Genomic DNA, 741 nt, shown 5'->3' on the forward strand with positions numbered 1-741 from the left:
GTGCTAGGTGTTGGGGGTCGAACCTCAGTGCCGAAGTTAACACATTAAGCACTCCGCCTGGGGAGTACGGTCGCAAGACTGAAACTCAAAGGAATTGACGGGGACCCGCACAAGCAGCGGAGCATGTGGTTTAATTCGACGCAACGCGAAGAACCTTACCAAGACTTGACATCCCTCTGACCGGACTAGAGATAGTCCTTTCTCTTCGGAGACAGAGGTGACAGGTGGTGCATGGTTGTCGTCAGCTCGTGTCGTGAGATGTTGGGTTAAGTCCCGCAACGAGCGCAACCCTTGCCTTTAGTTGCTAACATTTAAGTTGAGCACTCTAGAGGGACTGCCGGTGACAAACCGGAGGAAGGTGGGGATGACGTCAAATCATCATGCCCCTTATGTCTTGGGCTACACACGTGCTACAATGGTCGGTACAACGGGGAGCGAAGCCGTGAGGTGGAGCAAATCCCAATAAGCCGATCCCAGTTCGGATTGTAGGCTGAAACTCGCCTACATGAAGCCGGAGTTGCTAGTAATCGCAGATCAGAATGCTGCGGTGAATACGTTCCCGGGTCTTGTACACACCGCCCGTCACACCATGAGAGTCGATAACACCCGAAGCCGGTGAGCTAACCGTAAGGAGGCAGCCGTCGAAGGTGGGATTGATGATTGGGGTGAAGTCGTAACAAGGTAGCCGTATCGGAAGGTGCGGCTGGATCACCTCCTTTCTAAGGAGAATTGCTTTTCACT

At 53.2% G+C, this 741-nt stretch carries 1 rRNA gene; it reads left to right on the plus strand.

Annotated features, from left to right (window positions below):
* Positions 1-719, plus strand: a 16S ribosomal RNA gene (locus tag CLPU_RS16360); the annotation flags it as partial.
* Between the last annotated feature and the right edge of the window lie 22 nt (positions 720-741).

Origin of the sequence: Gottschalkia purinilytica (assembly GCF_001190785.1) — a bacterium.
Taxonomy (GTDB): Bacteria; Bacillota; Clostridia; order Tissierellales; family Gottschalkiaceae; genus Gottschalkia_A; species Gottschalkia_A purinilytica.